This is a genomic window from Amycolatopsis sp. NPDC033938 (assembly GCF_055575975.1).
Window position 1 is genome coordinate 189,162 of record NZ_JBVIRO010000013.1, and the last position, 24,356, is coordinate 213,517.

Here is a 24,356-nt window from a genome sequence, read left to right on the forward strand (position 1 = left end):
CGGCGGCGGGTCGGTGGCGGCCTGGGGGCTGTGTGTGGGTCGAGGCTGTACCACCCCCCCCCCCCCCCCCCCCACCACCTGAACCGCTTACTCCGACAGCTTTCCCCGCAGCTGGTCCAGCGTCTGGGAGAGAAGCCGGGAAACGTGCATCTGCGAGATGCCGACCTTTTCCGCGATCTGCGTCTGGGTGTAACCCCCGAAGAACCGCATCACGAGGATCGCGCGCTCCCGCTTCGGCAGCTCCCGCAGCAACGGTTGCAGTGCCTCGTGGGTCTCCACCAAGGCCATCTCGTGGTCCTCCTCACCGATCGTGTCGGCGAGGGAAAGCGCTTCGGTGGCGTCGTCGTGCACTGGCTTGTCGACCGACAACGTCTGGTACGCCTGGCCGGCGAGGAGGCCTTCACGCACCTCGTTGATGTCGAGACCCAGGTATTCGGCGAGTTCCGTCGGGGTCGGCGCGCGGCCGAGGCTCTGGGACAGCGCGGCCGTGCCCTGGCTGAGCGAAACGTGGAGTTCCTTGAGCCGCCTCGGCACCCGGACCGACCAGCCGGTGTCACGGAAGTGCCGCCGGACCTCGCCCATGACCGTGGGCACGGCGAAGGAGAGGAAGTCGTGGCCCCGGGCGGGATCGAAGCGATCGACCGCGTTGATCAACCCGATCCGCGCCACCTGCACCAGATCCTCGCGGGGCTCACCGCGGCCGGAGAATCTGGTCGCGATGTGCTCGGCGAGGGGCAGCAGTTCGGTGACCAGCCGGGCACGCAGCTCCTGGCGGCGCGGGGAATCCTCCGGCAGGGTCGACATCTCCTGGAACAGCGGTTCGCAATGGGCGTAGTCGTCTGCCTGCCGCGCGAGTGTCTTACGCTCGCCGCTCACCCGTCGCTCGTTCCCGGGGTCAGGACGAGTTCGATCGTCGTCGTACCCCCAGTTTCGCCGGGAATCGGCTCGGCCCGCGCCGTCACCGAGCGCGTCAAGGTCGTCAGGACATGCCAGCCGAACGTCGTTTCGCTCGGCAAGAAGGGCTTCGAAGTCCGTGTCGAGATCGAGACGGCGATGCCCTCCGGAATCTCGTGAAAGACACAGCACAGCACGGCTCCCAGTTCCGCGGGCTGGACGAGTTGTGAACAGGCTTCGTCGACGGCCATCTTCGCGTCCGAGATGGCGTCCAAGCCGAAGTCCGCACGCGCGACCACCCCATGGGTGAGCGTGCGGACCAGCGGAATCTGTTCCGCCTCGGCCGGCAGGCGAAGCTCCACCCGGTCCACCAGACCGTCTGACTCGGGCCGGGTTTGGGGGGTGAGACGGCCCCCTCCGTGTGCATCCATTCTGAAACCTATCCGTCCGTGGCCGTGGGACAACCGCGGAGGGGACCCGCCGCGGGACGCGTGATCAACGGCCGAGGGCCCGCTGAAGCTCCTTTTTGGACATCTGCGACCGGCCCTTGACGTCGCGTTTCTTCGCTTCGTTGTAGAGCTGGTCCTTGGTCGGGCCGTTCGGCCCCAGCCGGTTGCCCGAGCGCTTGCCACCCCGTCGCTGCGGTGACATGTCCTCGATGGAGGAGCGGCTCGCCTCGCGCGACTCGCCCGCCTGCGCGCGGTTCTTGTTGACCGTGCGCGCGGCGATCTCCTCGGCGCGGTCGGTGCTCGCGCCCCGGTCCTCGGCCGATTCCTTGATGTGTTCGTACTGACGTTCTCGTTTGTCGCTCCAACTCTGCTGAGGCATCCGTGGCTCCTCTCTCCCGGGTCAGGTACCCCGATCGATTCGCCGGATAAACCTCCGGTTGACCTCGGGAACGGGCGGGTACGCGGTGATCAGACACGAAGGGAGGCTTCGATGCGCATCGGCTACACGCTCATGACCGAACAGGCCGGACCGAAGGACCTGGTGAAGTACGCCGCCGGGGCGGAGAAGGCGGGATTCGACTTCGAGGTGATGAGCGATCATTACTCACCTTGGCTGGACGAACAGGGCCATTCGCCGTACGCGTGGAGCGTGCTCGGGGCGGTGACCCAGAGCACCGAACGGGTCGAGTTGATGACCTTTGTGACCTGCCCGATCATGCGGTACCACCCGGCGGTGGTCGCGCAGAAGGCGGCGACGGTCCAGGGACTCTCGGACGGCCGGTTCACCCTCGGCCTCGGCGCGGGGGAGAACCTCAACGAGCATGTCATCGGCAAGGGCTGGCCACCGGCGAACGTCCGCCACGAGATGCTCGCCGAGGCCGTCCAGATCATCGGCGGGCTGTTCGACGGCGGGTACTTCAACTACGCGGGTGAGCACTTCCGGGTGGATTCGGCGAAGCTCTGGGACCTTCCGGAGCAGCGTGTCCCGATCGGGGTGGCGGTGTCCGGGTCACAGTCGGTGACCAGGTTCGCCCCGATCGCCGACGCGATGATCGCGGTGGAGCCGGACGAATCGCTGAGCCGGGAGTGGGACGCCACCAAACTCGGCCCGCCGAGCCGGAAGATCGGCCAGATGCCGGTGTCCTGGGGCAAGGACCGCGACGCCGCCGTCCAGCGCGCCCACGAGCAGTTCCGCTGGTTCGGCGGCGGTTGGAAGGTCAACGCCGAGTTGCCGGGTCCCGCGGGCTTCGCCGGGGCCACGCAGTTCGTCAAACCCGAGGACGTCGCCGCGGCCATTCCGTGCGGACCTGACGTGGACCAGATCGTGAAGCAGGCCGCCGAATACGAGGCGGCGGGATTCACCGATCTCGCCCTGGTCCAGATCGGCGGGGATCAGCAGGAGGGTTTCCTCCGGTTCGCCGAGGACGAGTTGCTTCCGGCCTTGCGCGGCTGATCACCCGAACTCCAGTCACCTGTGTTCAAGCCGGCGGTCGTGGGTACTTGACCCTATGTCGGCCTTCACCCGAAGGGGAACTGATGAACAACGAACTCGGACTTCACCCGGTACCCGACCTGCTCCCGGAGGGCCAGGACACACCGGAGCAGCAGGCGGTACGCCGGAAGGCGGCGCTCGCCGTCGCTTCACGGGCGACGAGCGCCGACGACTGCGCGAGGCTGCTGGACATGCTCGGCCTGCACGAGAGCAGCGGTCGCAGCTCCGAAGTGGCCTGATCCTCCCGTGATTCAACGGCCGCCGCGCGCCGCCGCGAGGTCCGCGACGAAGGCCTGATAGGCCTCGTCGCGGTCCGGCGCGCGCAGCACCGCGGACGGGTGGACCGTGGCGACCGCGGTGACGTCGTATTCGGGGAGTTCGATCCGCTCGCCGCGGCTACGGGTGATGCGGAAATCGTCGCCCAGCATCGCCTTCGCCGCCGTCGCGCCGAGGAAGATCAGCAGCTCCGGGTGAATCGCGGACAGTTCCGCGTGCAGCCACGGACGGCACGCGACGATCTCGGTCTTCGACGGCGTCTTGTGGATGCGCCGCTTACCGCGTTCGTCGCGTTTGAACTTGAAGTGTTTGACCGCGTTGGTGACGTAGATCTTCCGGCGGTCGAAACCCGCTTCTTCGAAGGCCCGGTCGAGCAGCCGCCCGGCCGGGCCGACGAACGGGGCGCCCGCCCGGTCTTCCTGGTCACCGGGCTGTTCTCCGACCACCATGATCTCCGCCTTGCGGGGCCCCTCGCCGAAGACGGTCTGGGTCGCGTCGCGGTAGAGATCGCATCCGTGACAGGAGGACGCCGCTTCGCGGAGCCGGTCCAGGTCAGTGGTTTCGGGCGGAGCCGCCCCGGGTGCCTTGGTCGCCATTCCGAGCGATTTCCCGGCCCACCACCCGGTCAAACCGTTTTCGCGTCCGCCGCGGCGGGTAGCCGGGAGACATGGGCACCGACACCGAACCGGCCACCGCTTCCGTCCAGGACACGCTCCGCGTCGCCGCGCAGGTCGTTTTACCCACCCTCGCGGGCGGGGTGATCAAACGCAGGCCGCTCGGCTTGGCCGCGGCCCAGAAACTGCAGCTGGACCGGCCGGCGGTCCGGCTGCTCGGGCGGCTGAGGTCCCGGTACGGACCGGGGCCGCTGCGGCTGCGGGTCCCCGGGCGTTCGATCGATCTGGCGCTCTCCGGTGAGGACGTCGCCGAGGTGCTCGCCGCCGCGCCGGTGCCGTTCAGCCCGTCGACGAAGGAGAAGAGGGCCGCGCTCGGGCATTTCCAGCCGCACGGTGTGCTGATCTCGGACGCGACCGACAGGCCCCCTCGTCGTCGGTTCAACGAGGAGGTCCTCGAACCCGGCCGTCCGTTGCACGACCTCGCCGAGCCCTTCGCGACGGTGATCGCCAAGGAAGCGGCGTCGTTGTGGGACAAGGGAACCCTGGACTGGGACACCTTCAACGTCGCCTGGTGGCGGATCGTCCGCCAGGTCGTCCTGGGTGAGTCGGCCGCGGGTGACGATGCCCTCACCGACATGCTCGCCCGGCTGCGCAAGGACGCGAACTGGGCTTACGCGCATCCCCGGCGTGAAAGCCTCTACACCCGGTTCCGCACGCGGCTCATCGAACATCTGGAGCGGGTCGAGCCGGGCAGCCTCGCCGAGGTCATCGCGTCCGCCGAAGCGGAACGGAAACCCGAGATCGTCGCGGACCAGGTCGCCCACTGGCTCTTCGCGTTCGACGCGGCGGGGATCGTCACCTTCCGTGCGCTCGCGCTGCTCGCCACCCACCCCGCCGCGCGGGAACGAGCCGACGAGGAACTCCGCGACGCCGACCTGGGTAGCCCGAACCAGTTCGCCTATCTGCGGGCCTGCGCCCTCGAATCGGTCCGGCTGTGGCCGACCACGCCGGCCTTGCTGCGCGAGAGCACCGCCGAAACCGCGTGGGGCCCCGCGGGGACGACCGTCCTGATCTTCACCCCCTTCTTCCACCGCGATCCGGAGTCGATGCCGTATGCCGACCGGTTCGAACCCGAAATCTGGCTGGACGGAAGCGCGGCGGTCAATCCGGCGCTGGTGCCCTTCAGTGCCGGTCCCGCCATCTGTCCCGGCCGGGATCTGGTGCTGTTCTGCGCGAGCACGATGCTCGCGCACCTGATCCGCGACCGCCGTTTCGACCTGGTGTCGGGCGCCATCCTCGGCCCGGAGCGGCCGTTGCCCGCGACGCTCGACAACTTCCACCTGAAGTTCGAACTCGTCTCGGACTGAAATCCGGTCACTGCTCCTCTTCGACCCATTCGAGCAGGTCGCCGGGCTGACACTCGAGTACGCGGCACATGGCTTCCAGAGTGCTGAACCGCACGGCCTTGGCGCGTCCGTTCTTCAGTACGGCCACGTTCGCCGGGGTGAGCCCGACGAGTTCGGCGAACTCGCCGACACTCATCTTGCGTTTGGCCAGCTCGACGTCGATGCGGACGACGATCGGCATCAGATCACCTGTTCCAGATCGGACCGCAGCGTGGTGGCCTGCCGCAGCAGCGTGCGCATCACGACCATGAGGAGACCAAGGACGGCGACGCCGATCAACGCCAGGAACAACAGCAGCGGCAGGCCGGGGTCGTCGGCGTTGAAACCGACGTAAAGGAACACGCCCGCGAGGACCAGCCAGCCGGCGAGGATCGCCCAGACGATCGCGTCGACCCACCTCAGCGACGCTTCGGTGAAGATCCGGTCCTTCTTGACCAGGGTCAGCAGCTGCCAGGTGGCGATGACCACGACCTGGACGCACAGCACCCAGAAGACGGAAACGGCCGTCGCGGGCCAGCGGAGATAAGCCATCCCGGGGTCCTGACGGGCCATGTGCGCGAACTGCCCTGGCAGGGACATGGTCTGGAAGAGCACCAGGATCCCGAACAGCAGCACGAGGAACACTCTGAGAGGCGCGACCGCCCGTTGTGCCGTGATCATGCATCGAGTATCGCGCGGTATCTATCGAAAGTCAATCGGTACCTATCGTCTTATGGTCATCGCTACGGCCTGCGGGCAAGGAAAAGGCGCATTGAGGAAATCACTTACCGCATTCGGTGAACGTCGTTGAATTTTCGTCGCCCGACCGGATTCACCCGGCCGTAGTTCCGTCGTTGTCGCGTCCGGTGGTGTCTGCCAGGATGCTCGTGACCCGATCCGAAGGAGCGTCCGATGGCTTCCCGTCTCAACCCCTATATCAGCTTCGCCGGTGACGCCCGGCAGGCCATGGAGTTCTACAAATCGGTGTTCGGCGGGGAACTGACGCTGAACACGTTCGGCGAATCCGGGATGGCGGGCTCGCCCGTGGCGGACCAGATCATGCACTCCCAGCTCGAATCGCCGAGCGGGTACACGATCATGGCCTCGGACACGCCGCCGGGAATGGATCACCACCCGGGCACCAACGTGTCGGTCAGCCTCAGTGGTGACGACGGTGAAGAATTGCGTGGATACTGGGAGAAGCTGTCCGCCGAAGGTACGGTTTCGATCCCGTTCGAAAAGCAGATGTGGGGTGACGAATTCGGTGCCTGCACCGACAAGTTCGGCATCTCGTGGATGGTGAACGTCGTCCAGTCCTAGGGCTTTCGGCCCGGTCCTTGCCCTGCCGGAATTCCCGACTTCCGGGGACTTACGGCCTCGAACACACGTTTCTTGTCATGTCACCGGTGAAACCGCCGACCTTTCTCTGGAGAGGATCCGGCGGTTCCATCGGGAGGCAAGGATATGAACAGGAAGATCACGGCACTGCTGGTTTCCGCGGGGGTCACCGTTTCCGTCGGGGGACTGGGCGGTTGCGGGATACCGACCGCCGGTACGCCGATCACCGTGGTGCGGGAGATCGCGCCGCCGTCCACGACCACCGCCGTCGTCGTCGCGCCACCGCCGCCCACTTCGGTGATCGTGGTGGAACCGCCGATGACGGTCACCCGGGCGCCCGCGGTCCAGCGACTCACCTCGTGTCAGCGGCTTTTCGCCGAGGGGTACTCCTTCGAGTACGCGTTCAACTCCTGGGTGGCCGCGGGCCGTCCGCTGAGCTGGGACGCCGACCGTGACGGGTACCCGTGCGAGCAGTCCTACGGGAACCGCAACTAGCGTCCGGAACATCGAGTAGGTCGTGAGTGGTGATGACGGTTCTGGCCCTGGGTGTTTCAGGTGCGTACGCCGGGTGAGTCCGCATAACTGCTGGTCAGCCCCTCACTGGGGCGGGACAAGGCGAACCTGTCGTGATGGACCCCGGCGAGAGTGGGCTCACCCAAAGGGATCACGCCCGGCCCTTGACTGTCCACAAGGGACACTTCGTGGGACTAACGTGCCCGATTTGGCCGAACTGCACGGTTTCACGAGGGGGTCGTGAGTGCTAATGAGCGTTCTAACCCGAATCGCCACTCACGACCTCCCGCAGAACCGCACATAACGACACTAATCGGACACTCGATCGCCCGGCGGTGTCCCTTGTGGACACTGAAGCCACGCCGGTGTCCGGAATCAGGCCTACCCACCTCGACGTTGCCGGGACCCTGGCGCTCAAGGTAGGGAAGGGGGCCTTCACGGACTTCACCGCGAGCAGCAGCCCGCGAGTAGGTACCTGGGAGAGCTCCAACCGTCATTTCCACTCACGAGACGTGACTTCCCCGCGCATCCCGTTGATTGTTCTGCCCGAATCAAGGGTTCCGGTCAACCAATCCCCGGGATGTAGTAGCCCGCGACGAAGCGACGGGCTGGTGGGGAGAGGGAATGAGCTCAGCGGAGGGTGTTGTCCTGGTCATCGGCTGCGGGATGCGGTCGTACCGGGAGTACCTGTTGGCGTCGGCCGGTCACCGGCATCCCTTGTGGCTGTTCAACGGGGCCGAACCGACCTGGCAGGAGCGTTACATCACCGGCGCCACGGTGCTGGACCTGCAGGACCGCGACGCCGTGCTGGCCGCGGCCCGCGCGCTGAACGCGGCCACACCGGTACTCGGCGTGGTGTCGTGGGACGAGGCGTTGATCGTGACCGCGGCGCACGTCGCGGACGAACTCGGCGTGCCGGGCGCGGGGATCTCCGCGATCGAGGGCTGCCGCGACAAATGGCTCAGCCGCCGGACGCTCACCGCGGCCGGGGTCGCGCAGCCGGACTTCGGTTTCGTGCACGACGAGGAGCAGGCGGTCCGCGTGGCGGAGCGGATCGGCTACCCGGTCGTCGTCAAGCCGCGCGGGGGAGGGGCCAGCATCGGCGTCAGTCTCGCCGAGGACGGTGAAGCGGTGCGGAAGGCGTTCCGGACCGCGGAGGACGCCAGCTTCGGCGGCTCTCCCGCCTATCAGGGCGGGGCGCTGGTCGAGGAGTACCTGACCGGCCCGGAGATCAGTGTGGACGGCGCCGTCGTCGACGGCGAGTACACGCCGATGTTCCTGGCGCACAAGACGGTCGGCATGCATCCGTACTTCGAGGAGCTCGGCCACCTGGTCAGCTCCTCCGACGAACTGCTCGCCGACCCCGTACTCCGGTCGACGCTGGCCCGCGCGCACGGCGCGATCGATTTCCGGTACGGCATCACCCATACCGAACTCAAGCTCACCGAACGCGGGCCGGTGATCGTGGAGATCAACGGCAGGCTCGGCGGGGACCTGATCCCGTTGCTCGCCCGGTTCGCGACCGGGATCGACCCGGGAGCCGCCGCGGTCGACGTCGCGCTCGGTATGCGGCCCCACATCCCGCACGAGGCCGAGGACCGGTGGGTCGGCGTGCGGTTCGGCTACCCGAAACAGGACTGCGTCGTCGAGTCGGTTTCGGTCCCGGAACCTTTGCTGGGTAACGGGATCCTCGCCTCCGGCGGGCTGGTCGAACCGGGTGCGCGGATGCGGCTGCCGCCGGCGGAGTTCATTTCGCGCCACGCGTACGTGATCTGTGCCGGTCGTGATCCCGACGACTGCGAGGTGGTGCTGGACAAGGCCATGGCCCAGGTCCGGCTGACCGCGTACCCCCTGCTGCCCTCGGTGGCCACCGGTGGCTGACCGCGTGACGGCACCGCAGAACACCTTCCAAGCACTCTCAACGATGGCGGAGCAAACAATGGCGAACCGTGATGTCGAGCTTCTCGCAGTCGGAGCAGGACCGTCCAACCTGGCACTCGCAGTGGCACTGGAGGAGCTCGCGCCCGGCCTTGCCCGCGATTCGGTCCTGATCGAACGCGACGAGGAGGTCTCCTGGCAGCGGGGAATGCTGCTGCCGGAGGCGCTGTCGCAGGTCTCGTTCCTCAAGGATCTGGTGACCCTGCGCAATCCGCGCAGCCGGTTCTCGTTCCTCAACTACCTGCACGACACCAACCGGCTCAACGAGTTCGTGAACATGGGCAGTTTCGTCCCGTACCGGGTCGAGCTGGCCGACTATCTCAAGTGGACGGCCAACTCGCTGTCGATGGTCGATCTGCAGCGCGGCCGCGAATGCCGCGAGATCACTCCCGTGTGGACGGACGGCACGCTCACCGGCTGGGAGACCCGGATCGCCGACGGCGAGGTCATCCGCAGCCGGTACCTGGTGGTCGGCGCCGGCCGGGACGCGCGGATCCCGGACCAGCTCCGGACGGTGAACCAGGACCGCGTCATCCACAGCACCCAGTATCTGCCCAGGATCGCCAAGCTGCGGAAGGATCTCCCGTACCGCGTCGCGGTGATCGGCGCGGGCCAGAGCGCGGCGGAACTGTTCGGCGCGGTGCAGAACGACCTGCCCGAATGCAAGCCCACCATGGTGATGCGCTCGATCGGCCTGAACTACTACGAGAGCAGCAAGTTCAACAACGAACTGTTCTTCCCGTCCCATGTGGACAAGTTCTTCGACGCGCTGCCGGAGGCCCGCGAGCAGATGCTCAAGGAGATGCACCACACGAACTACTCCGGGCTGGCGCCGGGCACGATGGACGCGCTCTATCGCTCGGTCTACCTGGACCGCCTCTCCGGTCGTTCGCGGCTGCGCATGATCACGATGAGCGACATCACCGACGCCCGCGACGAGGGCGACGAGATCGTGCTGGAACTGACCGACCGGCGCACCGGCGAGACGCAGGAACTGCGCACGGACCTGGTCCTGCTCGGCACCGGCTTTTCGCCGGAGATGCCGAGGATGGTCCAGGAGATCGCGAAGTCGATCGGTCTCTCGGAGATCAAGGTGACCCGCGACTACCGGCTGGAGATCGACCAGCCCGCCACCGCGGCCGTCTACCTGCAGGGGGTCAACGAGGCGACGCACGGGATCGCGGACTCGCTGCTGAGCGTGCTCGCCCCGCGCGCCAACGACATCCTGCAGGACATCCTCGCCCATCGCGGCGAGACCCCGTCGGTGCCCCCGCAGCCGACGTCGGACACCGCACCCATCGTCGCCACCCGCTGAGCCTCGGAAAGGAAGAAGCAGTCATGGAGATCCGTCCGCTGGAGCGGGAAAAGATGGTCTTCGAGAACGGCGCCTTCGGACAGCGGCTGCTGCCGTGGGCGGCGCTGAACGCGCCGTTCGAGGGTGCCTGGGTCACGGTGCCCGCCCACGGCGCCACGGGTGCGCATTCCCACCACGAGTACGAGATCTTCATCGCGGTCAGCGGTGAGGCGGTCGTCGAATCCGGGGGAGAACGCCGCGCGTTCCGGCCGGGCGACATCGAGTTCCACGCGCCCGGTACCGAGCACCGCATCCTCAACGACGGTGCCGAGGACTTCGAGATGTACGCGATCTGGTGGGACTCCGACATGACGGCGAAGTTCGCCGCCCGGCACGAGGAGCGCGCGTGACCACGCCCCGCGACACCAGGCCGGTGGTGATCATCGGCGGCCCCCCGACGTCCAACGGGGACCTGCACATCGGGCATATCGCCGGTCCGTACCTCGGTGCCGACGTGCACCGGCGGTATCTGCGCGCGGCGGGCCGCGAGGGCGTGTTCGCCTCGTGCACCGACGACAGCCAGACCTACCTCGTCACCAGCGCCGCCCGGGTCGGGGTGACCCCGCCCGAACTGGTGGAGCAGTCGACCGCGAACATCCAGCGCACCTTCAAGGCGATGGGCGTCGAGGTCGACGGCTTCTCGCCGACCGACGACGGCTACAAGGCCCTCGTGTACGACTACGTCAACCGCTTGTACGACAACGGAAAGCTCCGCCTGCGCAAGGTGCGGTTGCCCTACAGCGAGCGGCAGGGCGAATTCCTGGTCGAGGGTTTCGTCGGCGGTGGCTGCCCCACCTGTCTCGCCGACAGCCGCGGCGGGTTTTGCGAGGGGTGCGGGCATCCGATCGACTTCGACGCGCTCATCGAACCGTATTCGGTGCTCGACCCGGCCGACGAGGTGACTTACCGCGAGACGGAGATCCTGGTCTTCCCCGTCTCGGAGTACCGGGAACAGTTGCTCGACTACTACGAGCAACGCGGTCCCGCGTGGCGGCCGCACGTGCTCGGGCTGATGCGCGAACTGCTGGCCGGACCGTTGCCGGACTTCGCGATCACGTATCCGGTCAAGTGGGGACTGCCCGCCCCGTTCGCGGAGACGCCGGGGCAGACGCTCAACGCTTGGGTCGAAGGTATGCCGGCGTCGATGTACTGCACCGAGTACGCCTTGCGGCGCAACGGAAAGCCGGTCCTCGCCGACGACGACGCGTGGCTCGCGGAGAACGACGCGCGGGTCGTGGTGTTCATGGGGTTCGACCCGCTGTTCACCTGGGGCGTCGTCCACGTCGCGGAGCTGATCGCCCACGACGGCCGCTACGTCCTGCCGGACACGTTGCTGGTCAACGAGTTCTACGAACTGGAGAACGAGAAGTTCTCCACCAGCAAGGGCCATGTGGTCTGGGCCCGCGAACTGGCGGCCGAGCTGCCGCGTGACCTCGCGCGGTTCTACCTCAACCTCACCGCCCCCGAGTTCGCCAGGACCAACTTCAGCCGTGCCGCGCTGGAGAAGATCGCCGGGGAACGGCTTGTCGCGCCCTGGAACGAACTCGCGGAGTCCCTGGCCAAACTCACCGCCGAGGTCGGTGGTGAGAGCAGCCTTCCGGTATCCACCGAGGCCACGGAACGGGCGGCGGCGATGGTGTCCCGGTTCGTCCTGAACTACGAACTCGAGGACTTCAGCCTCAGCCGGGCGGCCGATCTGGTGGTGCAGCACGTCGAGCGCCTGCGGGCGGCCACGGAACGCACCCTCGCGGGCAACCTCGACCAGGAAGTGCTCCGCGGCAGGCTGGGTGACCACTTCCTGGAACTGCGCGCGCTGATCGGCTGCGCGTCACCGATCCTCATCGACCTCTCCGCGCGTGCGGCGAGCGCGGGCGGATTCGAGCTCCGGATCACCGCGGCCGCCTTCGACGTCACGCACACCACGGCGTTCGCCGTGCCACCACTGGAATTCCCCCCGACGAGCGAGGTCTGAGCCCCCATGTCACTCGACAGCACCCTCTCCGCCGACGCGGTCCGGCGGTCCCGGCTCGCCGAACGCCTGCTCGTCCCGGCGGGCTTCATCACCACGGCGGGCAACGCCTTCCAGATCACCGCGGCCGCGATCCTGGTCTTCCACGCCGAGCAGACCACGCTGTCCGTCGGCTGGCTGTTCATCGCGGTGTCGATCCCGCAGGTCGCGCTCGCGCTGATGTTCGGCAAGCTGGTCGACCGGGTCGACCGGCGGATGCTCTGCGTGGCGGCGGACCTGGTCAGCGCGATGACCGCGTTCGCGCTGCCGGTGTGGCTGTGGATCGGCGGCCCGGCGAACCTGGGCTCCTACATAGCGAACTTCATGCTCGCCTGCACCGCGGCGTTGTTCATGCCCGCGAGCAACGGCCTGATCAAGGAACGGATCGCCGACGAACGGCTCGGGAAGTTCAACTCGCACTTCGAGATGGCGAGCAACGCCGGCATGCTGCTCGCCTCGTCGCTGGCGGGTTTCCTGGTGATCTGGTTCGGCGCCACGCCGCTGTTCATCTTCAACTCGCTGACCTTCGTCCTCTCGGCCATTTTCGTCTACTCGATCGGCCGGAAGCCGGTCAAGGCGCCGGTCGTCGCCGAGACGGTGACCGCGGACCCGTCGGCGCCGGTCGAAGCGCCGGTGCGCCAGCCGATCAAACGGCTCGCGCTGTTGTACGCCAACGGGAACATCGGCCTGATGGTCGCCAACGTCATCCTGACGACGCTGATCCTGCAGACGTTCAACCAGGGCGCCTGGATGATCGGCGTGGTCGACGCGCTGGCCGGAGTCGGGTTCATCGTCGGCGCCGCTCTGTACGGCAAGGTCAGCAAACGGTTCAAGGGCATCCACCTCGCCGTGCTCGGCACGCTGGGGAACCTGATCTGCCTGGCGATCCAGCCGTTGCACTACATCGCCTTGATGGTGGCGATCCCGTTCGCCGGGTTCTGCTTCGCCCAGGGCCGGATCGCCGCCCGCACCCTGCTGATGCGGGCGAGCCCGGAGGAACGGGTCGGCCGGATCTTCGGTGGCACCCAGGCCGTCGGCCTCGGGCTCGGCGTCGGCGCGACGGTGGGTCTGTCGACACTGGCGGACGCGACCACCGTGCCCCACGCGTTCTGGGGGCTGGCGATCCTGCAGGGCGCGATCGTGATCGGCACCTACTTCAGCCTGGCGAAACCGCTGTCGGCGCAGGAAAACAAGCAGCCCGCCGAGGTTCTCGAGGCGACCGCCGCCTGAGCGCGGCCGAATTCGGAGGAAGCGAAAACCATGACGGACAAGCCGATCAAGGGCGGCGTGGCGACCTGGGCCTGCCTTCCCGGGTTCCCGCCCGCGGTGATCTTCCCGTTCACCCCCGGAGAGCGTTTCGGCATCCGGAACCTCTACGAGTTCCAGATGCTGATGTACCGGCCCCTCTACTGGCTCGGCCGTGACGGCGAACCCGCGATCGACTACGACCTCAGCGTCGGCGAAGAGCCGGTGTGGGACGAGACCGGCCGCACCTGCACGGTCCGGATCAAACCGTGGAAATGGTCCAACGGCGAGACGGTGTGCGCGGACAACGTCATCTTCTGGATGAACATGCTGAAGACGAAGGGGCCGAAGTTCGGCGCCTACAGCGAAGGCTACTTCCCGGACAACCTGGTGTCCTTCGAGAAGGTCGCCGACGACAAGGTGAGCTTCACCTTCGACAAGGCGTACTCGAAGAACTGGGTGCTGCTGAACCAGCTCACCATGATCACGCCGATGCCGAAGGCGTGGGACCGCACCGAGGACGGCCCCGCCGACGCGACCCACGACATCGACCAAGCCGAAGCGGTGTACGAGTTCCTGATGGCGGAGAACGGCGATCCCGTCGCCGAGGACAACGCCCATCGCACCCAGTGGGCGGACAGTCCGGTGTGGAGTGTCGTGAATGGACCGTGGCGGCTGAAGAGCTACACCGAAGAAGGTGTCATCACCTTCGTCCCGAACGAGCACTACAGCGGCCCCAACCCGCCACATCTGGACGAGTTGCGCCAGGTTTCGACGACGTCGGACGAGCAGCAGTACGAACTGCTGCAGTCGGGTGAGGTCCAGGTCGGTTTCCTGCCGCCGGGCATGGGCGTCCAGCCGGACGGCGACCCGACCCGGGGCGGGCCGAATCCGCTCGGCGAGGGATTCCAGCTGGAACCGCAGATCCTGTTCAACATCAACTTCATGGCGGTGAACTTCGGCAACCCCACCGTCGCCGGTCACCTGATCAGGCAGCCTTACGTGCGGCAGGCACTGCAGAGCTGTTTCGACCAGGAGTACGGCGCCCGCGAGGTCTACCAGGGCTACGGCTGGAGCCAGACCGGGCCGATCCCGGTACTGCCCCAGAGCGACCTGGTCTCGCCGAAGATCACCGAACGCGGCGGCTTCTGGCCGTTCGACCTGGAACGGGCACGGACGCTGCTGGCCGAAAACGGCTGGGACACCGAGGCTTCCCCCGCGGTCTGCGTGCGGCCCGGCACCGGGCCCGGTGAGGCGGGCGAGGGCATCCCCGCCGGAACCGAGCTGAGCTTTTCCCTGCGGTATTGGGAAGGCAGGCCGTCACTGGCGCGCCTCATGACGCAGTTCCGGGACGACGCGGCCAAAGCCGGCATCGAGATCCGCCTGGAAGAGGTGATGGGTTCGGTCCTGGTGGCGGAGGACGGACCGGGTGAGAAGCGGCTGTGGGAGCTGTCCTGCTGGGGCGGCGGCTGGGTCTACAACTACCCGACCGGCGAGAACCTCTTCCAGAGCGGCGCCGCCTGCAACTTCAGCAACTACCGCGACGCCAGGGCCGACGAGCTGATCGCGAAGACGGTCACCACCGACGACCTCGAAGCGCTGTACGAGTACCAGGAGTACATCGCCGACCAGGCCCCGGTGATCTTCATGCCGACGTTCCCGCGGCGCCTGTTCGAGGTCGCCGGGAACCTGCGCGGATTCACCCCGCTCAACCCGTACGGCCTGATCAACCCCGAGAACTGGTACTACGTGGAAGAGGACGAGTCATGACGCGCCCGGTGGTGCTGGTCGGCTTCGTGGCCGCCGCGCTGGGTTCTTCCATCAAGGACTTCCAGCCCGACGGAACGGTCATCTTCGTCGAGGAGCCCGACGTCGTCCGCAAACGCGGCGCGCGGGAGACGGTGGCGGGTTCGGCTTTGGTGCGGGACCTGATCGAATGGGAGTTCCACCTCCCTGGCAAGGCGGACGAGTTCTATCACGTCCACGACGACCTCGATCCGGCCGCGGTGGTCCCGCTGACCGAGTACGCGACGCCGTTCGCGGCCCGGCTCGCGGAACGCTACGGCCTGCCGGGCGCGGGCTTCGGCGCGGCGCAGATCCTGCGGGACAAGGGGGTGCTGCGCCTGGTCAGCCGGGCGGCGGGGATCGCGAACCCGGCTTCGGCACGGGTCGAAAGCCCGGCACAGGTCCGCGAGTTCATGGCGCGGCATCCGGGGAAGATCGTGCTGAAGCCCGCGAACCGGCAGGCGTCGGTGGGCACCCAAGTGCTCACCGACCCGGCCGAGGCCGAGCAGGCTTGGGCCAACTGCGTCGTGCAGGACGAGGGCGTCTTCGTCCCGGACCGCGCGATGGAGCTGAAGATGCTGGCCGAGAGCTTCGTCGACGGCGACGAGTACAGCGTCGAAATGCTGCTGCGGGACGGCGAACCGCTGTTCGCCAACGTCACCGGCAAACAGCTGTTCCCCGGGCCGCGCCCGGTGGAACTCGCGCATATCGTCCCCGCCGACATCCCGGACGAGCTGACCGCGGCGCTGACCGAGGAAACCCGGCGGCTCACCGAGGCGACCGGATTCGGCACCGGCATCGTCCACTGTGAATGGATCGTCTCGAACGGGGTCCCGTACCTGGTCGAATGCGCCGGCCGGTTCGCGGGCGACGGCATCATCGAGCTGATCCAGCGCGCCTATCCGGTGGAACTGAACCGCGCCTACTTCTCGGTGATGAAGGACGAGCCGATCGTGGACGCCTTGCCGCGCAAGGCCGAAGGCGGTGCGGCGGTGCGGTTCGTCTCCATCGAGCCCGGCTTCATCGAGGACGTGCGCGGTGTCGAGAAGGCGTCGCAGGCCGAGGGCGTGTTCCTGTGCGACGTCGGTGTTTCGGCCGGTGACCGGTTCGACGGGCTGCGCAGTTCGTGGGACCGCGTCGGCGATCTGATGGTGACCGCCGGCAGCCCGGCCGAGGCGATACGCCTGGCCGAAGAGGCGGTCGCGCTGATCGAGATCGACGTGCGGCCGGACGGCGAGGAGAGGGAGAGCGCCGCGCCATGAGCATCGAAACCGTCCAGCCCGCCCTCCCGGACGCCGGTCTCGACGTGATCGTCACCGGGCTCTCGTCCGACGCGCACACCTGGAACCTGGTGTACCTGGAGCTGCTGCTGGAGGAACTGGGGTGCCGGGTGACCAATCTCGGCGCCTGCGTCCCGGACGCGACGATCGTGCGCGAATGTGTCACCCGGCGGCCGGACCTCGTGGTGATCAGCAGTCTCAACGGACACGGCTGCCAGGACGGCGTCCGGCTGATGGACGCTTTCCGCGCGCAGCCGGCGCTGGTGACGACGCCGGTCGTGATCGGCGGGAAACTCGATGTCACGGGCGGGATCAACGCCGCACGGCTGCTTGAGGCCGGGTTCGACGCGGTGTTCGAGGACTCAGGCGGGCTGAGCCCGTTCCGGAGCTTCCTGCGCACGCTGTCCGTGCGCACCCCCGGTGTCCCGCTGGGTGCCGGATGAGCGTGCTCACCCCGCGACGGGGACTTTCGTTCGGCGCGGTGGTCGAACGCCACCACGCCAGGGGAGACCTGGTCGTCCAGCCCCGGATGGGCTTCGCGGATCCGGAGCGGATGGCCGGGGGACTGCTGGCGACCAGGGCGGCGCGGGCCGCGACCGTCGGCACCATCACGATCGACAGCTACACCAGGGTCGGCGACCGCGAGGCGGCACGGGCGGCGCTGGCCGCCGGGGCCGACCTCAACGGGTACCCGCTCGCCGACCACGAGCCCGCCACCACGGCGGCGTTGCTCGACGGGGTGCTGACCGAGGACTTCCCGGTGCAGATCCGGCACGGTTCGCCCGACCCCCGCCGGATCGTGCGGACGCTGCTGGACTTCGGGCTGCACGCGACCGAAGGCGGGCCGGTGTCGTACTGCCTGCCCTACAGCCGGATGCCGCTCTCGGCGGCCGTCGACAACTGGCGGCGCTGCTGCGAAACGCTGGCCGAGGCCAGGAGCCCGGAACTGGAGCCGCATCTGGAGACTTTCGGCGGCTGCATGATGGGGCAGCTGTGCCCGCCCGCGCTGCTGGTCGCGCTGAGTGTGCTGGAGGGGATGTTCTTCTGGCGGCACGGTGTGCGCTGCCTTTCCTTCAGCTACGCGCAGCAGACCCACGCCGGGCAGGACGAGGAGGCGATCGCCGCGCTGCATGCCCTGATCAGGGAATACGTGCCGCACGCGCGGACGCACATGGTGGTCTACGGCTACATGGGCGTCTACCCGAGGACTCCCGGCGGCGCGCTGGCGCTGATCGCGGAGTCCGCGCGGCTGGCCGCCCGCACCGGCGCGAGCAGGCTGATCGTGAAGACCACCGCCGAAGCGCACCGGCTGCCGACCGTGGCGGAGAACGTGACCGCCCTCGAACACGCCGCCGAGGCCGCGCGGGGTGTCTCCCGGATCGGTCACCTCGGTGACACCGGGATCCACGCGCAGGCGAAGGCGTTGGTGGACAACGTCCTTTCGCTCGACGGCGACCTCGGCCGGGCGCTGGTCACCGCGTTCGCACGGGGCCAGCTGGACGTCCCGTTCTGCCTGCACCCGGACAACGCCGGCCGCGCACGCGGACGGCTGGACTCCAGCGGGCGCCTGGAATGGCAGCGGATCGGCGCGATGCCGCTGGGCGATCTCGTCGACCTGCCGTCGGAGCGGCGGATGACCTCGAGCGACCTGCTGGACGCGCTCCGGTACGTCGAGCGGACGTTCGACGAGCGCCACGGGATGCCCGGAATCGACACCGTTCAACTAATTCAGGGGAGTAGGACATGACCGGAACACCGGAGCAGGCACTGCCGCCGGGCACCCGCGAGCATCTCACGTCGCCGGTGACGCAGGCGGCGTTGCGCATCCAGAACAGCATCACCGCGGGCACCCGCGAGTACCTCGGCATGAACGGGTTCGTGGAACTGCAGCCGCCGCTGATCGGGCCGGTGACCGATCCGGGTTGCCGCGGCGCCAAGCAGGTCGACGTCGACTACTACGGGCACAAGTACAAGATGATGACCAGCGTCATCCTGTACAAACAGGCGTCACTGCTGGCGTTCGACAAGATCTTCTACGTCGCACCGAACGTGCGGCTGGAGCCGCTGGAGACCTCGACCACCGGGCGGCATCTGGTCGAGTTCACCCAGATCGACGTCGAGGTCGCGCGGGCGAGCCGCGAGGACGTCCTCGATCTCGCGCAGGGACTGCTCCGGCACGTGGTCACCTACACCTTGCGCGAGTCCAAAATGGACCTCGCCGCGCTCGGCCGGGACCAGGACGCGTTCACGCCGCTGCTGGAAGAGGACTTCGAGCGGATGACGCATCGCGAGGCGGTGTCGAGGCTGCAGGGTCTGCTGCACGGCCAGAGCGCCGACGCGGAGATCGACTGGCAGGGTGAGCGGATCATCTCCGAGCAGACGAACCGGCCGTTCTTCATCGTCGACTACCCCAAGGGGTCGCGCGGATTCACCGACGGCGAGTCGAGCACCGAACCGGGTGTGCTGCGGAACTTCGACCTCATCGCCTCGGACGGCTACGGCGAACTGTGCAGTGGCGGTGAGCGCACGCACGAGTACCGGCGGCTCATCGAGCGGATGCGGGAGACGGGGGAGAACCCGGCGAAGTACGGCTGGTACCTCGACCTCGCGCGCGAGGGGTTGCCGCCGAGTGCCGGGTTCGGGCTGGGGCTGGAACGGGTGACGCGGTACATCGCCGGGCTGGACGCGATCTGGCAGGCGAACGCGTACCCGAAGCTGCCGGGGATCGCGGCGCCGTGATCACCGCACGGCAGCTTCCGGAGGACGCGATCCGCGCACGGGCCCGGGAAGGCAGTGCGGCGATCTTCCCCGACGTCGGGGGATACGGCCGCACGTTGTTCGGCGCGGACGTCGATTCGGGCACGGACGAACTCGACCGCGCGCGGATCGTGCCGCCGGTGTTCGTGCCGCGGCGCCTGGAGAAGATGTTCGACCTCGCGCGGGAACCGGTCTACGGTGACGTCGGGCTGACGACGGTCCTCGGTGGCTTCACGGCGCCGTCGCCGGTGTTCCTGTGCGCGTTCGGGTCCACGCAGGTGGCGGGCAGCGGGCTCGGGATCGCGGCGAGCGAGCAGGCGGGCAGGCTCGGGATGCCGATGGTGATCGGCGAGAACGTCGTGCCCATGCACGGCTACGGCCGGATGGGCGAAAGCGCCGAAGACGGCCTGCTCGGCCGGATCCGCGCGTACGCCGGCGCGGTGCCGGACGGGCTGGGCGGCGTCGTGGTGCAGCAGAGCACCGAGGACGCCGACGCGGAGGTCTGGAACCTCGTCTACAGCGACCCGTCCGCGACGAAACTGCTGGAGAGCGGGCGGCTGGCGTTCGAGCTGAAGGTCGGCCAGGGCGCGAAGCCGGGTCTCGGTGGGATGACCGTGCTCTCGCGCACAGCCGCGGGCGAGGTCGCCGAACAGTACACAGTGGACGAAGCGTTCGGCACGGACACCGCGATGGTGCTGCGCTCGAGCAGCCCCGGCACGTTCACCGGGGAGATCCTGCGCCAGCAGATCCACCTGATGCGCAACAACTACCCGCGGGCGCGTGCCTGGGTGAAACTGCATCCGGGCCGGGACGTCGGTGAGGCGGCGCGGGTCGCCTGGGCGGCGGGGGCGGACGCGGTCACCGTGGACGGTGCCGAGGGCGGCACCGGCTGGGCGCCGTCGGTGTTCCTCGACCAGGTGGGCCTGCCGCTGGTCGAATGCCTGCGCCGGGTCGGCAAGCACGACGCGTCGCTGCTGGTGTCCGGCCGGATCTGGGAAGGGGCCCGCGCGCTGAAGTGCCTGGCGATGGGCGCTTCCGCGGTCGGCCTCGGCCGGGCGGCGCTGCTCGCCGTCGACGAGGACGGGACCGAAGGGCTCGTGCGGCTGGTGCGGTGCCTCGAACTCGAACTGCGGTTGCTCGCCAGCGCGCTCGGGAAGTACGACCTCACCGATCTCACCCCGGACGATCTCTGGTTCCCGGGTTCTCCCGGATCGAAGGAGCAGGACACATGATCAACTACGACGGGAAGCGGTTCCGGAAGGTCAGCACCGACCCGGACGCGCCGGTGACCCTGTACCGGCAGAAGGACGACCTGGTGTGGGCCGAACTGTCCGGTGGCGGCGTGCGGCTCGGGTCGCTGACCGGGAAGTGCGGCGAGGACGGGACGATCGACCTCGCCTACACGATGGTGCTGGCCAGCGGGCAGGTGATCTCGGGGCACAGCACGAACACCCCGGAGTTCCTGCCGGACGGGCGGATCCGGCTGAACGAGGTGTGGGAGCGGTACGGCGCCCACGGCTCGCGGGGGATCTCGGCGATCGAGGAGGTCGTCGAGTAGGCGGCGGCTGCTGGCCCGCTTGTCGCGCGTGAAGGCCCCCTTCCCTCGGCTGAGCCGAGGGAAGGGGGCCTTCACGCGCAAGCCCGGACCTGCGGTGAGGTCGGTGTCGGAAGTCCGTGAAGGCCTCCTCCACACTCGGGGTGAACCGGGCCACGGGGCATGTCCCCGACCCTCTGTTGATCAAGCTTGGCAACGGGTGTGGCCCCGCGTCGATGAAGGAATTGGGACACTCAACGTCCCAATTCCTTCATCGACGGCCTGCACCCTGATGAAGAGGTCCCTGACCTGCACAATGCCGACTTTGCCGGGACCCTGACCCTCAAGGTAGGGAAGGAGTCCTTCACGGACTTCCCGCACCTGACCAGCGGACCGCGACCGGCGCCGTGTGGGTGGGTGCGGTGTGGGCGGCGCACCGGATGCCATGAAAGGTCCTTTCCTTGCGAAATTTGCCAGGAAAGGACCTTTCCTCGCACGTGGGAGTACATGATGGCCCCCTTCCCCGCGCCTGGCGCAAGGAAGGGGGCCATCATGTACTCCGCCGCGAGCGAGACCACTCCGACGCACGCGCCACCGCGGCCCGCGGCGGTCGCCCCTTGGGGCACCCAAGGGCGCATTTGCCGTGAAGGAACCTGCGGACTCGGCCGAAAGAGAATTCACGCGACCGAAAAGGGGAGTCGGCGGCGCCGAATGGCTCACGTCGAAAGGCTTGTCACCGCGGGTTCTTTTCGAGGTATTCCGCCCAGACCTTCTTCGGCACGCACATTCGCCAGGAGTCGACGATCAGCTCTCGTAACTCTTCGTAATCGATCGCGGACAGTCGGACGCGGACCCACTGATAGCGCATATCGGACGCGATCGGCATCATGAACTTGTCCGGTTCGCCCGCCACGAGCGCTTCCCGCTCCTCTTTGGGATAGCCGAATCCCAGTACGGTTTCGTCAGGTGAGAGCGAAAGGAACACGATTCGCCCCACGCGGAACTTCACCCGGTCCCGGACCAGTGCCTCATACGCGCGGGGCAGCTCCGAAGCGATCTTTCTGACGTCATCCCCGGTTACCATTTTTCCACCATTCTCCGCTGTCCGTTCCCCAGTCACCCACGGCGCCCATGGTGATGGTGACGTAAAGATATTCGTCGAGGATCTTCGCCAACGACACCGGTCTGCCCACCAGGGCAGAAATACCGTCGCCGTTCGAGTCCGCCTCCGCGAGCACGGCGCCGGCCCACTCGCGGCCGAGCCGCAGGTGCCTGCCGAACGCGGCGCCGTCCCTCGCGCCGTGGAGCGCGGCCGCGATGGCGGCATCCCACGGCATGATGGTGTTGGGCCGCAACGCATACAGTGCCTTGGCGGCCGCGGTCGGGCCGAGGGTGCGCCTCGTCCTTCCCGCTGAGACGACGACGCCGGAGAGGTCCGCGTACGCCTTCGCGGCGGTGTCGATCCCCGCGTCCGTCAGGTGGGCGAGATCGGCGTCCGGCAGGGCGGTACCCCAGGTTTCCCACCAGGCCCGGATTCCGTCGTCGAAGGGGGTGGGCTCGCCTTCGCGCGGATACCGGATACGGCAACCCCACGAGTTCAACCAGCGAAGAAGAATTGTGCGATGTGCGGGCTGTGACAGGTCGATCGCGGAGAGCCCGTTTCGAACGGGTACGGCTTTCAAGAGCCGAAGCCAAGAGGTGTCGGCATTCGCGAACCCGTTGAAGACTTCGGCGGCGCGTCGGAGTTCCGCGAGAGGCGGGAGGGGGCTGGACATGGAGGAACCCTATCCGGTGCCACCAAGCAGGTGAATTTCCGCGTCCAACTATTGGACTTTGTACATTGAGTCACCTATTTGTATCTGCTGCATGGTTCATTGGTCCTTTAGGGTTGTGGCCAGGAAGGCCACAAGGATGTTGGTCACGCAGCGCGATCGCGTTGCCCCATCCAGGGGAGGAGATGGCATGGGCAGACCCGAGCGACCGTTGGATGGTTCCACTGGTCCGATCGCCGCATTCGCTCATGATCTGCGGGTGTTACGGAACCGGGCGGGAAACCCGAGCTACCGGGAACTCGCGAGGACGGCGCTGTTCGCGCCTTCCGTGCTGTCCAGCGCGGCGAGCGGCCACCGGTTGCCCACCCTCGCCGTGACACTGGCGTTCGTCTCCGCGTGCGGGGGAGACCGCGCCGCGTGGGAACGGCGTTGGCGGAGCGTCGCCGGGCAAACGGGAGGCGGCGTCGAAGCGCGCGAGGAGCGCGCGCCCGCACCACCACCACCCGAGATTACGGCGGATGGCCCGCACGCACTGGCATCCGGCGTCATCCACCTGGCCCGTCCGGCCCAGCTGCCGATGGGATCGAGGACTTTCGTCGGCAGGGAAAGGAATCTGGCCGAGGCCACCCGGATGATCAGGGCCACCGGCCCGGTCAAGGCGCCACTGGTCGTCAGTGGTCCGATCGGGGTCGGCAAAACGGCCTTCGCTCTGCGGCTGGCCGAAGAGGTCGCCGTCGACTTCCCCGACGGTCAGCTTTACGCCGATCTGAGCAACAGCGGAACCGGCGGCCGGTCGGCCAACGGGATCGTGCGGGGTTTCCTGCGCGCGCTCGGGGTGCCGGCGCATCTCGTGCCCGACGACCCGATGCAGCGCATCGGCCTGTACCGGTCCTTGCTCGCCGAACGCAGGTTGTTCGTGTTGCTCGCGGGGGTCAGTGACGAAGGTCAGGTACGGCCGTTGCTGGGTCAGGCCACGCACAGCCAGGTCGTGGTGACCAGCCGCGCCCGGCTGCTCGGACTGGAGGACACGAACCGTGTCGAGCTGGATACGTTCACCCGCAACGAATCGCTGGCGTTGATCGGGCGGATCGCCGGGGCGCACCGGGTCCACGCCGAACACGACGCGACCGACGCGATCGCCGACCTGTGCGGTGATCTGCCGCTGGCGATCAACATCGTCGGCCGCAAGATCGCCGCGCGTCCGGAATGGGCGATCGCGTACACGGCGGGCCAGCTCGCGGATCGCGAACGCCTCATGGACAGCCTCAGTGTGGGTGACGTCAACGTCCGGGACCGGTTCACCTCGGCGTACGAACATCTTTCGCCGGCCGGGCGGGAGGCCATCCACCACTTCGGGCAGAGCGGGGCGGGCTGGGCGACGTCGATCGGGGTCGCCGCGGCGATGGGCATCATGATCGAGACCGCGGACGAACTCCTCGAATCCGTGGTGGACGCCGGACTTATCCAGCGCGCCACCGTCGCCGGCCGGTACGCGGTCTCCCGGTTGGTCAGCGCGTTCGCCGCCGAGCGGCAGCGGGAGCCGAACCCGCTCGCCGCCGCGGTCCCGATGGTGGGCCGCCGGGCGCGGAAGAACGCGTTCGAGTCGTTGCGGCACGAGGCCGTGCGCACCCTGCCGGGCAGCTCGTCGGAAGGTTGATTGTTCTCCCCGCGCGGAGCTTCCGGTCAACGGGCGGCGCGGCTTGAATGAGTCGACGAATGAAG

General features: G+C 67.9%; 26 protein-coding genes. 18 read left to right on the forward strand and 8 right to left on the reverse strand.

All coding sequences use genetic code 11. The features are described 5' to 3' along the window. Positions 1 to 87: 87 nt before the first annotated feature. The 3 genes from ACZ5ZX_RS28845 to ACZ5ZX_RS28855 all read right to left on the reverse strand — a co-directional run bounded on the left by ACZ5ZX_RS28845 (position 88) and on the right by ACZ5ZX_RS28855 (position 1,722). Positions 88 to 876, reverse strand: a complete 789-nt coding sequence (locus ACZ5ZX_RS28845; protein ID WP_465505110.1) for a SigB/SigF/SigG family RNA polymerase sigma factor — start codon at positions 874 to 876, stop codon at positions 88 to 90. After that, complete coding sequence (locus tag ACZ5ZX_RS28850) at positions 873 to 1,325, reverse strand: ATP-binding protein (protein WP_465505111.1); 453 nt, start codon at positions 1,323 to 1,325, stop codon at positions 873 to 875. The genes ACZ5ZX_RS28845 and ACZ5ZX_RS28850 overlap by 4 nt, the downstream gene beginning before the upstream one ends. A 64-nt stretch (positions 1,326 to 1,389) precedes the next feature. Then, on the reverse strand, positions 1,390 to 1,722 hold the full coding sequence (locus tag ACZ5ZX_RS28855) for a plasmid stabilization protein (RefSeq protein WP_465505112.1): 333 nt from the start codon (positions 1,720 to 1,722) through the stop codon (positions 1,390 to 1,392). A gap of 111 nt (positions 1,723 to 1,833) precedes the next feature. Here ACZ5ZX_RS28855 and ACZ5ZX_RS28860 point away from each other — a divergent pair, with 111 nt between their 5' ends. Then, positions 1,834 to 2,796 carry a TIGR03557 family F420-dependent LLM class oxidoreductase gene (locus ACZ5ZX_RS28860; protein WP_465505113.1) on the forward strand — a complete coding sequence of 321 codons (963 nt, stop codon included), beginning with the start codon at positions 1,834 to 1,836 and terminating at the stop codon, positions 2,794 to 2,796. A gap of 83 nt (positions 2,797 to 2,879) precedes the next feature. After that, positions 2,880 to 3,074, forward strand: a complete 195-nt coding sequence (locus ACZ5ZX_RS28865; RefSeq protein ID WP_465505114.1) for a hypothetical protein — start codon at positions 2,880 to 2,882, stop codon at positions 3,072 to 3,074. Between the two features lie 12 nt (positions 3,075 to 3,086). On the opposite strand, the gene ACZ5ZX_RS28870 is transcribed toward ACZ5ZX_RS28865, so the two are convergent. After that, the gene (locus tag ACZ5ZX_RS28870) at positions 3,087 to 3,707 is read right to left on the reverse strand and encodes a UdgX family uracil-DNA binding protein (RefSeq protein ID WP_465505115.1); all 621 of its coding nucleotides are present in this window, start codon (positions 3,705 to 3,707) and stop codon (positions 3,087 to 3,089) included. Positions 3,708 to 3,778: 71 nt separating this feature from the next. Here ACZ5ZX_RS28870 and ACZ5ZX_RS28875 point away from each other — a divergent pair, with 71 nt between their 5' ends. Continuing rightward, complete coding sequence (locus tag ACZ5ZX_RS28875) at positions 3,779 to 5,092, forward strand: cytochrome P450 (RefSeq protein WP_465505116.1); 1,314 nt, start codon at positions 3,779 to 3,781, stop codon at positions 5,090 to 5,092. Between the two features lie 7 nt (positions 5,093 to 5,099). Here ACZ5ZX_RS28875 and ACZ5ZX_RS28880 read toward each other — a convergent pair whose 3' ends face one another. Together ACZ5ZX_RS28880 and ACZ5ZX_RS28885 are read right to left on the reverse strand one after the other, a co-directional pair. Then, the gene (locus ACZ5ZX_RS28880) at positions 5,100 to 5,312 is read right to left on the reverse strand and encodes a helix-turn-helix domain-containing protein (protein ID WP_465505117.1); all 213 of its coding nucleotides are present in this window, start codon (positions 5,310 to 5,312) and stop codon (positions 5,100 to 5,102) included. Beyond that, positions 5,312 to 5,791, reverse strand: coding sequence for a DUF2975 domain-containing protein (locus tag ACZ5ZX_RS28885; protein WP_465505118.1), 480 nt, complete (start codon positions 5,789 to 5,791; stop codon positions 5,312 to 5,314). The genes ACZ5ZX_RS28880 and ACZ5ZX_RS28885 overlap by 1 nt, the downstream gene beginning before the upstream one ends. A 231-nt stretch (positions 5,792 to 6,022) precedes the next feature. On the opposite strand from ACZ5ZX_RS28885, the gene ACZ5ZX_RS28890 reads away from it, so the two are divergent. From ACZ5ZX_RS28890 to ACZ5ZX_RS28955, 14 genes are all read left to right on the forward strand, one after another. Next, complete coding sequence (locus ACZ5ZX_RS28890; RefSeq protein ID WP_465505119.1) at positions 6,023 to 6,430, forward strand: VOC family protein; 408 nt, start codon at positions 6,023 to 6,025, stop codon at positions 6,428 to 6,430. A 144-nt stretch (positions 6,431 to 6,574) separates the two neighbouring features. Next, positions 6,575 to 6,943: a hypothetical protein gene (locus ACZ5ZX_RS28895; RefSeq protein ID WP_465505120.1), complete on the forward strand. Its 369-nt coding sequence runs from the start codon at positions 6,575 to 6,577 to the stop codon at positions 6,941 to 6,943. 642 nt (positions 6,944 to 7,585) lie between these two features. Further along, positions 7,586 to 8,842, forward strand: a complete 1,257-nt coding sequence (locus ACZ5ZX_RS28900; RefSeq protein ID WP_465505121.1) for an ATP-grasp domain-containing protein — start codon at positions 7,586 to 7,588, stop codon at positions 8,840 to 8,842. Between the two features lie 58 nt (positions 8,843 to 8,900). Beyond that, complete coding sequence (locus ACZ5ZX_RS28905) at positions 8,901 to 10,214, forward strand: lysine N(6)-hydroxylase/L-ornithine N(5)-oxygenase family protein (RefSeq protein WP_465505122.1); 1,314 nt, start codon at positions 8,901 to 8,903, stop codon at positions 10,212 to 10,214. 23 nt (positions 10,215 to 10,237) lie between these two features. Beyond that, positions 10,238 to 10,603 carry a cupin domain-containing protein gene (locus tag ACZ5ZX_RS28910; RefSeq protein ID WP_465505123.1) on the forward strand — a complete coding sequence of 122 codons (366 nt, stop codon included), beginning with the start codon at positions 10,238 to 10,240 and terminating at the stop codon, positions 10,601 to 10,603. After that, entirely contained in the window at positions 10,600 to 12,225 is a 1,626-nt protein-coding gene (locus tag ACZ5ZX_RS28915; protein ID WP_465505124.1) for a class I tRNA ligase family protein, read from the forward strand. The genes ACZ5ZX_RS28910 and ACZ5ZX_RS28915 overlap by 4 nt, the downstream gene beginning before the upstream one ends. Positions 12,226 to 12,231: 6 nt before the next feature. Beyond that, complete coding sequence (locus tag ACZ5ZX_RS28920; RefSeq protein ID WP_465505125.1) at positions 12,232 to 13,491, forward strand: MFS transporter; 1,260 nt, start codon at positions 12,232 to 12,234, stop codon at positions 13,489 to 13,491. 30 nt (positions 13,492 to 13,521) lie between these two features. Next, positions 13,522 to 15,276, forward strand: coding sequence for an ABC transporter substrate-binding protein (locus ACZ5ZX_RS28925; protein ID WP_465505126.1), 1,755 nt, complete (start codon positions 13,522 to 13,524; stop codon positions 15,274 to 15,276). Then, positions 15,273 to 16,553, forward strand: a complete 1,281-nt coding sequence (locus ACZ5ZX_RS28930) for an ATP-grasp domain-containing protein (protein WP_465505127.1) — start codon at positions 15,273 to 15,275, stop codon at positions 16,551 to 16,553. The genes ACZ5ZX_RS28925 and ACZ5ZX_RS28930 overlap by 4 nt, the downstream gene beginning before the upstream one ends. Further along, the gene (locus ACZ5ZX_RS28935) at positions 16,550 to 17,014 is read left to right on the forward strand and encodes a cobalamin B12-binding domain-containing protein (protein WP_465505128.1); all 465 of its coding nucleotides are present in this window, start codon (positions 16,550 to 16,552) and stop codon (positions 17,012 to 17,014) included. The genes ACZ5ZX_RS28930 and ACZ5ZX_RS28935 overlap by 4 nt, the downstream gene beginning before the upstream one ends. Continuing rightward, entirely contained in the window at positions 17,011 to 18,318 is a 1,308-nt protein-coding gene (locus ACZ5ZX_RS28940) for a methylaspartate mutase (protein ID WP_465505129.1), read from the forward strand. The genes ACZ5ZX_RS28935 and ACZ5ZX_RS28940 overlap by 4 nt, the downstream gene beginning before the upstream one ends. Next, the gene (locus ACZ5ZX_RS28945) at positions 18,315 to 19,310 is read left to right on the forward strand and encodes an asparagine synthetase A (protein ID WP_465505130.1); all 996 of its coding nucleotides are present in this window, start codon (positions 18,315 to 18,317) and stop codon (positions 19,308 to 19,310) included. Before ACZ5ZX_RS28940 ends, ACZ5ZX_RS28945 begins: the two co-directional genes overlap by 4 nt. Further along, a complete protein-coding gene (locus ACZ5ZX_RS28950; RefSeq protein WP_465505131.1) occupies positions 19,307 to 20,560 on the forward strand; it encodes a glutamate synthase-related protein in 1,254 nt (417 codons plus the stop codon). Before ACZ5ZX_RS28945 ends, ACZ5ZX_RS28950 begins: the two co-directional genes overlap by 4 nt. Further along, positions 20,557 to 20,886, forward strand: a complete 330-nt coding sequence (locus ACZ5ZX_RS28955; protein WP_465505132.1) for an avidin-fold protein — start codon at positions 20,557 to 20,559, stop codon at positions 20,884 to 20,886. Before ACZ5ZX_RS28950 ends, ACZ5ZX_RS28955 begins: the two co-directional genes overlap by 4 nt. Before the next feature lie 709 nt (positions 20,887 to 21,595). On the opposite strand, the gene ACZ5ZX_RS28960 is transcribed toward ACZ5ZX_RS28955, so the two are convergent. Together ACZ5ZX_RS28960 and ACZ5ZX_RS28965 are read right to left on the reverse strand one after the other, a co-directional pair. Further along, the gene (locus ACZ5ZX_RS28960; RefSeq protein ID WP_044850723.1) at positions 21,596 to 21,946 is read right to left on the reverse strand and encodes an MmcQ/YjbR family DNA-binding protein; all 351 of its coding nucleotides are present in this window, start codon (positions 21,944 to 21,946) and stop codon (positions 21,596 to 21,598) included. Further along, a complete protein-coding gene (locus ACZ5ZX_RS28965) occupies positions 21,930 to 22,637 on the reverse strand; it encodes a hypothetical protein (protein WP_465505133.1) in 708 nt (235 codons plus the stop codon). The genes ACZ5ZX_RS28960 and ACZ5ZX_RS28965 overlap by 17 nt, the downstream gene beginning before the upstream one ends. A gap of 187 nt (positions 22,638 to 22,824) precedes the next feature. Here ACZ5ZX_RS28965 and ACZ5ZX_RS28970 point away from each other — a divergent pair, with 187 nt between their 5' ends. Continuing rightward, complete coding sequence (locus ACZ5ZX_RS28970; RefSeq protein ID WP_465505134.1) at positions 22,825 to 24,291, forward strand: NB-ARC domain-containing protein; 1,467 nt, start codon at positions 22,825 to 22,827, stop codon at positions 24,289 to 24,291. Positions 24,292 to 24,356 lie beyond the last annotated feature (65 nt).